This window comes from Cellulomonas algicola, assembly GCF_003851725.1.
Classification (GTDB): domain Bacteria; phylum Actinomycetota; class Actinomycetes; order Actinomycetales; family Cellulomonadaceae; genus Cellulomonas; species Cellulomonas algicola.
Genome location: NZ_BHYL01000105.1, coordinates 1 through 7,312 on the forward strand (window position 1 = coordinate 1; position 7,312 = coordinate 7,312).

General features: G+C 72.5%; 6 protein-coding genes. All 6 read left to right on the forward strand.

Features of this window, described 5'->3' with window-relative positions; translation table 11 throughout:
- Window positions 1-132: 132 nt before the first annotated feature.
- The 6 genes from CTKZ_RS07990 to CTKZ_RS08020 all read left to right on the forward strand — a co-directional run bounded on the left by CTKZ_RS07990 (window position 133) and on the right by CTKZ_RS08020 (window position 7,274).
- Window positions 133-1,758 (forward strand): ABC transporter permease subunit, encoded by a 1,626-nt coding sequence (locus tag CTKZ_RS07990; RefSeq protein WP_124342453.1) that lies wholly within the window; start codon window positions 133-135, stop codon window positions 1,756-1,758.
- Complete coding sequence (locus CTKZ_RS07995; RefSeq protein WP_124342454.1) at window positions 1,758-2,684, forward strand: sugar ABC transporter permease; 927 nt, start codon at window positions 1,758-1,760, stop codon at window positions 2,682-2,684. The genes CTKZ_RS07990 and CTKZ_RS07995 overlap by 1 nt, the downstream gene beginning before the upstream one ends.
- Complete coding sequence (locus CTKZ_RS08000) at window positions 2,681-4,525, forward strand: glycoside hydrolase family 13 protein (protein WP_124342455.1); 1,845 nt, start codon at window positions 2,681-2,683, stop codon at window positions 4,523-4,525. The genes CTKZ_RS07995 and CTKZ_RS08000 overlap by 4 nt, the downstream gene beginning before the upstream one ends.
- A complete protein-coding gene (locus CTKZ_RS08005; protein WP_124342456.1) occupies window positions 4,522-5,316 on the forward strand; it encodes an AAC(3) family N-acetyltransferase in 795 nt (264 codons plus the stop codon). The genes CTKZ_RS08000 and CTKZ_RS08005 overlap by 4 nt, the downstream gene beginning before the upstream one ends.
- Window positions 5,317-5,488: 172 nt before the next feature.
- Complete coding sequence (locus CTKZ_RS08015) at window positions 5,489-5,932, forward strand: type II toxin-antitoxin system VapC family toxin (RefSeq protein ID WP_124342457.1); 444 nt, start codon at window positions 5,489-5,491, stop codon at window positions 5,930-5,932.
- Window positions 5,933-5,987: 55 nt separating this feature from the next.
- The gene (locus tag CTKZ_RS08020; protein WP_124342458.1) at window positions 5,988-7,274 is read left to right on the forward strand and encodes a deoxyguanosinetriphosphate triphosphohydrolase; all 1,287 of its coding nucleotides are present in this window, start codon (window positions 5,988-5,990) and stop codon (window positions 7,272-7,274) included.
- Window positions 7,275-7,312 lie beyond the last annotated feature (38 nt).

The window sequence follows — 7,312 nt, forward strand, 5'->3', positions numbered from 1 at the left end:
GTCGCCGGACCGCGCGCACCCGCGCGCACCCCGGCGCCGCAGGACGCGTGCGCCACCGCACGCGCGCCCTCGCGCGCCGAGCAGCCCCCGCGCGCCGTGCGCGCCGATCACCGCCGATCTCCGGAGCACCCCATGACGGACACGTCGACCCGCCCTGACCGCACGGACGCGACCGCGCCGCCACCGTCGACCGGCCCGCGCCGGCCCACGGGGAGCTGGTGGAGCCGGCAGGACCTGACCCGCGGCTTCTGGGTCAAGACCGTGCTCGTCGCGCTCGTCGACGCGCTCGGCGTCTACGGGATCCTCGCGGCCGGTGCGCTGGGCCAGTGGGGGATCGTCGCGTTCCTCGTCGTCGCGCTCGTCGCGGTGAACGTCGTCTACTTCTCCAAGAAGATGCTCCCGGCGAAGTATCTCGTGCCGGGCCTGGTCTTCCTGCTCGTGTACCAGGTGTTCGTCGTCCTCTACACGGGCTTCACGGCCTTCACCAACTACGGCGACGGCCACAACTCGACGCAGGCGGATGCGGTCGAGGCGATCCTCGTGCAGAACGAGGCGCGCCTCCCGGACTCGCCCACCTACCCGCTGACCGTCGTCGTGAACGGCGACGAGCTCGGCTTCGCGGTCGTCGACGGCGAGGGCGACGCGGAGCTCGGCACCGCCGAGCAGCCGCTGGAGCCCGTCGACGCGACGCTCGAGAACGGCCGCGTCGCGTCCGTCGACGGCTGGGAGACGCTGCAGTTCACCCAGGTGCTCGAGCGCCAGGACGAGATCTTCGCCCTGCGCGTCCCGATCTCCGACGACCCCAACGACGGCAGCGTCCGCACGCCCGACGGCTCGACGGGGTACGTCTACGTCTCGACGATGGAGTGGGACGAGGCCGCGGGCACGATCACCAACACGGCGACCGGCGACGTCTACACCGCCGACGAGGAGCAGGGGGCGTTCGTCGCCGCCGACGGCTCGCAGCTCGGCACCGGGTGGAAGGTGTTCGTCGGCTTCGAGAACTTCAGCCGCGTCTTCACGGACTCGAAGCTCGCCGGGCCGTTCGTCGGCGTGCTGCTGTGGACGTTCGCGTTCGCGATCCTGTCGGTCGTCCTCACGTTCGGGCTGGGCCTGTTCATGGCGGTCGTGCTGAACCACCCGAAGGTGCGCGGCCGCAAGATCTACCGGTCGCTGCTGATCGTGCCGTACGCGTTCCCGGCGTTCCTCACGGCGCTCGTGTGGCAGGGCATGCTCAACCGCGACTTCGGCTTCGTGAACGCGACGCTGCTGGGCGGCGCGAGCATCCCGTGGCTCACGGACCCGTGGCTCGCGAAGATCTCCGTGCTCGTCGTGAACCTGTGGCTCGGCTTCCCGTACATGTTCCTCATCTGCACGGGCGCGCTGCAGTCGATCCCGAACGAGATCTACGAGGCCGGGAAGATCGACGGCGCCAAGCCGCTGCGCCTGTTCCGGTCGCTCACGATGCCGCTGCTGCTCGTCTCGACCGCGCCGCTGCTCATCTCGTCGTTCGCGTTCAACTTCAACAATTTCAACGTCGTCTACCTGCTCACCGAGGGTGGGCCGGACGACCTGTCGGCACCGGTCGACGTCGGCGCGACGGACATCCTCATCACGTTCGTCTACCGGCTCGCGTTCGGCGGCGTGAACCGCCAGTACGGCCTCGCGTGCGCGGTGTCGATCCTCATCTTCCTCATCGTCGCCTCGATCTCGGCGGCCACCTTCAGCAAGACCCGCGCCCTGGAGGACCTGCACTGATGGCTGCCACCACGCTCCCCGCCGGCACCACCGACGCCGGCCTGCGCCCGGACCAGAACGAGACCACCCCGCGCGGCGTGCGCTGGTGGCGCGAGCTCGGCTGGCGCCACGTCGTCACCTGGGCCGTGCTCGTCTTCTGCTTCATCCCGATCCTGTACGTGCTGTCGTCGTCGCTGAACCCGACGGGGTCGCTCACGGGCTCGAACAAGCTGTTCTCGAGCATCTCGTTCCAGAACTACGTCGACCTGCTGAGCGACCCGGTGCACCCGTACGTGCGCTGGTTCGCGAACACGATCGTCATCGCGACGACCACGTCGATCGGCACGGTCCTGCTGGGCGCGGCGGCCGCGTACGCGTTCTCGCGGTTCCGGTTCCGCGGCCGCCGCGGCGGGCTGCTCTCGCTGCTGCTGCTGCAGATGTTCCCCCAGGTGCTCGCCTACGTCGCGATCTTCCTGCTGCTCGTGACGCTCCGTGAGGTCTTCCCGGCGATCGGTCTCGGCTCGCCGCTCGGTCTGATCCTCGTGTACCTGGGCGGCGCGCTCGGCGTGAACACCTACCTCATGTACGGGTTCTTCAACACCGTCCCGAAGGAGCTCGACGAGGCCGCCAAGATCGACGGCGCGAGCCACGCGCAGATCTTCTTCTCGATCATCCTGCGGCTCGTCGCGCCGATCCTCGCGGTCGTCGGCCTGCTGTCGTTCGTCGGGGTGTTCTCCGACTTCCTCATCGCGTCGATCGTCCTCGTCGACCCCGAGTCCCAGACGCTCGCGGTCGGCCTCTACCAGTACGTGAGCCAGCGGTTCTCCGAGTACTGGGGCGTGTTCGCGGCGGGCGCCGTGCTCGCGGCGATCCCCGTCGTGCTCCTGTTCCAGTTCCTCCAGCGCTACATCGTCTCCGGCCTGACCCAGGGCGCGGTGAAGGGATGACCGTGCGGCACCTGCTCGACCAGCCCCACCACGACGGTTCCGAGCTCTACGTCCCGGCGGGCACGCCCGCGCTCGGCGACGTCGTCCCGGTGCGGTTCCGCGTGCCGGCCTCCGCGACCGAGCGCGCGCTGTGGGTGCGGACCGTCCGCGACGCGGAGCCGCGCATGGTGCAGGCGCGGCTCGACCGCGCCGACGCGCACGAGCGCTGGTACGTCGCCGACGTGCCCGTGCACAACCCGGTCACGTCGTACCGCGCGCTGCTCGACGAGCCCGGCGGCTACCGCTGGCTCAACGGGCGCGGGCTGTTCTCGCGCGACGTGCCCGACGCGGCCGACTTCCGGCTCACCGTGCACGAGCCCGCTCCGGCGTGGACGTCGTCGGCGGTCGTCTACCAGATCTTCCCGGACCGGTTCGCGCGGTCGGGCGTCGAGCGGACGTTCCCCGACTGGGCCGAGCCCGCGGACTGGGACGACGAGCCGATCGGCCGCGGGCCGTCGACGCCCGTGCAGCTGTACGGCGGCGACCTGCTCGGCATCGAGCAGCGGCTCGACCACCTGCAGCGGCTCGGCGTCGACACCGTCTACCTGACGCCCGTCTTCCCGTCGCAGTCGAACCACCGCTACGACGCGCGCACGTTCGACCACGTCGACCCGCTGCTCGGGGGCGACGAGGCGCTCGTCTCGCTCCGCCGCGCGCTGCACGGCCGCGGGATGCGGCTCGTCGGCGACTTCACGACCAACCACACGGGTGTCGCGCACGAGTGGTTCGAGCACGCCCTGCGGGACCGGTCGTCGGAGGAGGCCGAGTTCTACTACTGGGACAAGGAGTCCGACCTCGGCTACGTCGCGTGGCTCGACGTCCCGTCGCTGCCGAAGCTCAACTACGGCTCGTCCGCGCTGGCCCGCCGGATGGTCGACGGCCCCGGCTCGGTCATCGGCCGCTGGCTCGGCGAGCCGTTCGCGCTCGACGGCTGGCGCATCGACGTCGCCAACATGACCGGCCGGTACGCGTCCGACGACTTCACGCACCACGTCGCCCGGACGGTGCGCGCGACCATGACCGAGCTCAACCCCGACGCGGTCCTGGTCAGCGAGCACTTCCACGACGCCGCGGGCGACCTGACCGGCGAGGGCTGGCAGGTCAACATGAACTACTCGGCGTTCACCAAGCCGCTGTGGACCTGGCTCGTGGACCCCGCGACGACGCTCGACTTCCTCGGCATCCCGACGACGATCCCGCGCCGCGGCGGCGTGTCCGTCGTCGAGACTATGCGCGAGTTCGACGCGACCGTGCCGTGGAAGGTCACCGCGCGGCAGTGGAACATGCTCGGCTCGCACGACACCCCGCGCCTGCGCACGGTCGTCGGCGACCCGCGCCTCGTCGAGGTCGCTGCCGGGCTGCTGTTCACCTACCCGGGCACCCCCGCGCTGTTCGCGGGCGACGAGGGCGGCGCGACCGGCACCAACGGCGAGCACGCGCGCGTGCCCATGCCGTGGGACCAGATCGAGGCGGGTGGCGGCGACCGCTGGGACGGCCGCACGTTCGACGTCTACCGGTCCCTCATCGCGCTGCGCCGCTCGTCACGTGCGCTGCGCGAGGGCGGGCTGCGGTGGGCCGTCGTCTCCGACGACGCCGTCGCCTACCTGCGCGAGACGGTCGACGAGCGCGTGCTCGTCGTCGCCGCCCGCGCCCCGTGGGCGGGCGTCGACCTGCCCCGGCACCTCGTGCCTGCCGGGGCTGCCGTGGAGCGCCTGTACGGCGAGGGCACGCTCGACATCGCACCCGACGCGCTGCGCGTCGGCGGCGACGGGCCCGGCGTCTCCGTGTGGCGCCTGGCGTGACCCGCCCCCTCGTCCTCCGTGCCGACCTCGAGCGCGACCTGCGCGCGCTCGGGGTCGAGCCCGGCGGAGTGCTCGTCGCGCACGTCTCGCTGTCGCGGCTCGGGACCGTCGTCGGGGGTGAGCAGGCCGTCGTGCGCGCGCTGCTCGACGCGCTCGGCGAGGACGGCACGCTCGTCATGCCGTCGCAGTCGTGGCAGCTTTGCGACCCCGCCTACCTGGCGGACCCGTCCGTCCCGCCGTCCCGGTACGACGACGTGCGCGCCGCGCTGCCCGTCTACGACCCCGCCTGGACGCCGACCCGCACGATGGGGCTGGTCGTCGAGGCGCTGCGCACCCTGCCCGGCACCGTGCGCTCGTCGCACCCGCACCGGTCGTTCGTCGCGCACGGTCCTCGCGCCGCCGAGGTGCTGGCGCGGCACGACCTCGACGACCCCGTCGGCGAGGGCTCCCCGCTCGCGGCTCTCCACGCGCTCGACGCGCAGGTCCTGCTCCTCGGCGTCGGCTACGACAAGTGCACCGCACTGCACCTCGCCGAGGCCCGCTCGGGTCTGGTCCCGCCGACCGTGCGCAACGGCGCCCCGGTCCTGGTCGACGGCCACCGCGAGTGGGTCTGGTTCGACGAGCCCGTGGTCGAGGACGCCGACTTCGAGACCGTCGGCGCGGTGTTCTCCGCGACCGGCCACGAGACGGTCGGCACCGTCGGCGCCGCGACCGCACGCCTCGCCCGCGTCCGCGCCCTCGTCGACCTCGCCGCCGACTGGTTCGCCCGCACCCGCGATCGACGGGACTGATGTCGTCGATCCGACAACGGGAGGTGGCGCGGTGGAGCTGATGGTGATCCGCACCATGGCGAACGGCACCAAGTGAGCCGGCCACCCTCGTCGACCTGCTGGCGATGCCGGAGAGCGTGGACATCGAGTTCGAGCCCGAGCGCCTGGGCGCCACGGCGCGCGTCGCCGACCTGTGACGTACCTGCTGGACGCGAACGCCGTCTCCGCCCTGCGGGTGCCGGGCGGCGACCCGGTGGTCGCCGCGTGGGCCGGCACCGTCCCGGTCGCCGACCAGTACGTCTCGGTGCTCACCGTCGCCGAGATCGAGCGTGGCGTGCTCCGCAAGGAGCGGACCGATCCGGCGCAGGGTGCCGTCCTGCGCCGATGGTTCGCCGGGCACGTCCTCCCTGCCTTCGCGGATCGGGTGCTGCCGTTCGATCTCGCAGCGGCCCGCATCCTCACCCGCTACCCGGTTCCCGAAGCCGCGCCGGTGGACGATGCGCAGGTCGCGGCAGTCGCGGAAGCTCACGGGTCGATCCTCGTCACGCGCGACGTCAGGCACGTCGAGCCTCTCGGCGTCCGCACGCTCGACCCGTGGAGGGCGGAGGCCGCTCGTCCGACGCCCGAGGTCGAGTGAGCGACCGGCTGTGCACGGCGCCGGACGTGCACGCCCCACTCGTTACCCTGGACCCGTGACCGCCCCTGACGTGCTCGAGCTCGACGGCTATGTCGACGCGGACCGGGAGCGGTGGGTGCCGGAGGCCCCGAAGTCGCGCGAGCGCACCGCGTTCGAGCGCGACCGCGCCCGCATCGTGCACTCGTCGGCGCTGCGGCGCCTCGGCGCGAAGACGCAGGTGCTCGGGCCGTCGTCGGACGACTTCGTGCGCACGCGCCTCACGCACACCCTGGAGGTCGCGCAGGTCGGTCGCGAGATCGGCAAGGTGCTGGGCTGCGACCCGGACGTCGTCGACACCGCGTGCCTCGCGCACGACCTGGGCCACCCGCCCTTCGGGCACAACGGCGAGCGCGCGCTCGCGGACCTCGCGCGCGGCATCGGCGGGTTCGAGGGCAACGCGCAGACGCTGCGCCTGCTGACCCGGCTGGAGCCGAAGGTCGTCGGGCCGGACGGGCAGACGGTCGGGCTGAATCTCACGCGCGCGAGCCTCGACGCCTCGGTCAAGTACCCGTGGCGGCACCTCCAGGGCCCGGTGAGCGCCGCGAGCGGCCGGCCGACGCACAAGTTCGGCGTCTACGAGGACGACCTGCCGGTGTTCACGTGGCTCCGCGAGGACGCGCCGGACGGCCGCAAGTGCCTCGAGGCGCAGGTCATGGACCTCGCGGACGACATCTCCTACTCGGTGCACGACGTCGAGGACGCGGTCGTCGGCGGGCGCCTCGACCTCGGGGTGCTGACCCGCCCCGACGAGCGCGCGCGTGTCGTCGAGGCCGTGCAGACCTGGTACGGCGACGCGGTCGACGAGAACGGCCTGCACGACGCGATGGACCGCCTGGTCGCGGCGCACCTGTGGGCCACGCCCGGCTTCGACGGGTCCCGCGGGGCGCTCGCGATGCTCAAGGACGCGACGAGCCAGCTCATCGGCCGGTTCGCGAAGGCGGCGCAGACCGCGACGCGCGCCGAGTACGGCGACGGCCCGCTCACCCGGTACGCGGCGAACCTCGTGGTGCCGATCGGCACGACGGCGGAGATCCTCGTGCTCAAGGGGCTCGCGGTCGCGTACGTCATGGCGCCGCGCGAGCTCGAGCCGCTCTACCACCGGCAGCGCGAGGTGCTCACCGACCTCGTCCGCGTGATGTCGGACCGCGCGCCGTTGGCCCTCGAGCCGCCGTTCGCGGCCGACTGGGCGCAGGCCCCCGACGACGCCGCGCGGCTGCGCGTGGTGGTCGACCAGGTGGCGTCGCTCACCGACGTGTCGGCCGCCGAGATGCACGCACGGCTCGTCCACCCGCCGCGGCACTGAGCCCGGCACGCGCGCGCGGGCGAACGGCGGCCCCCGCG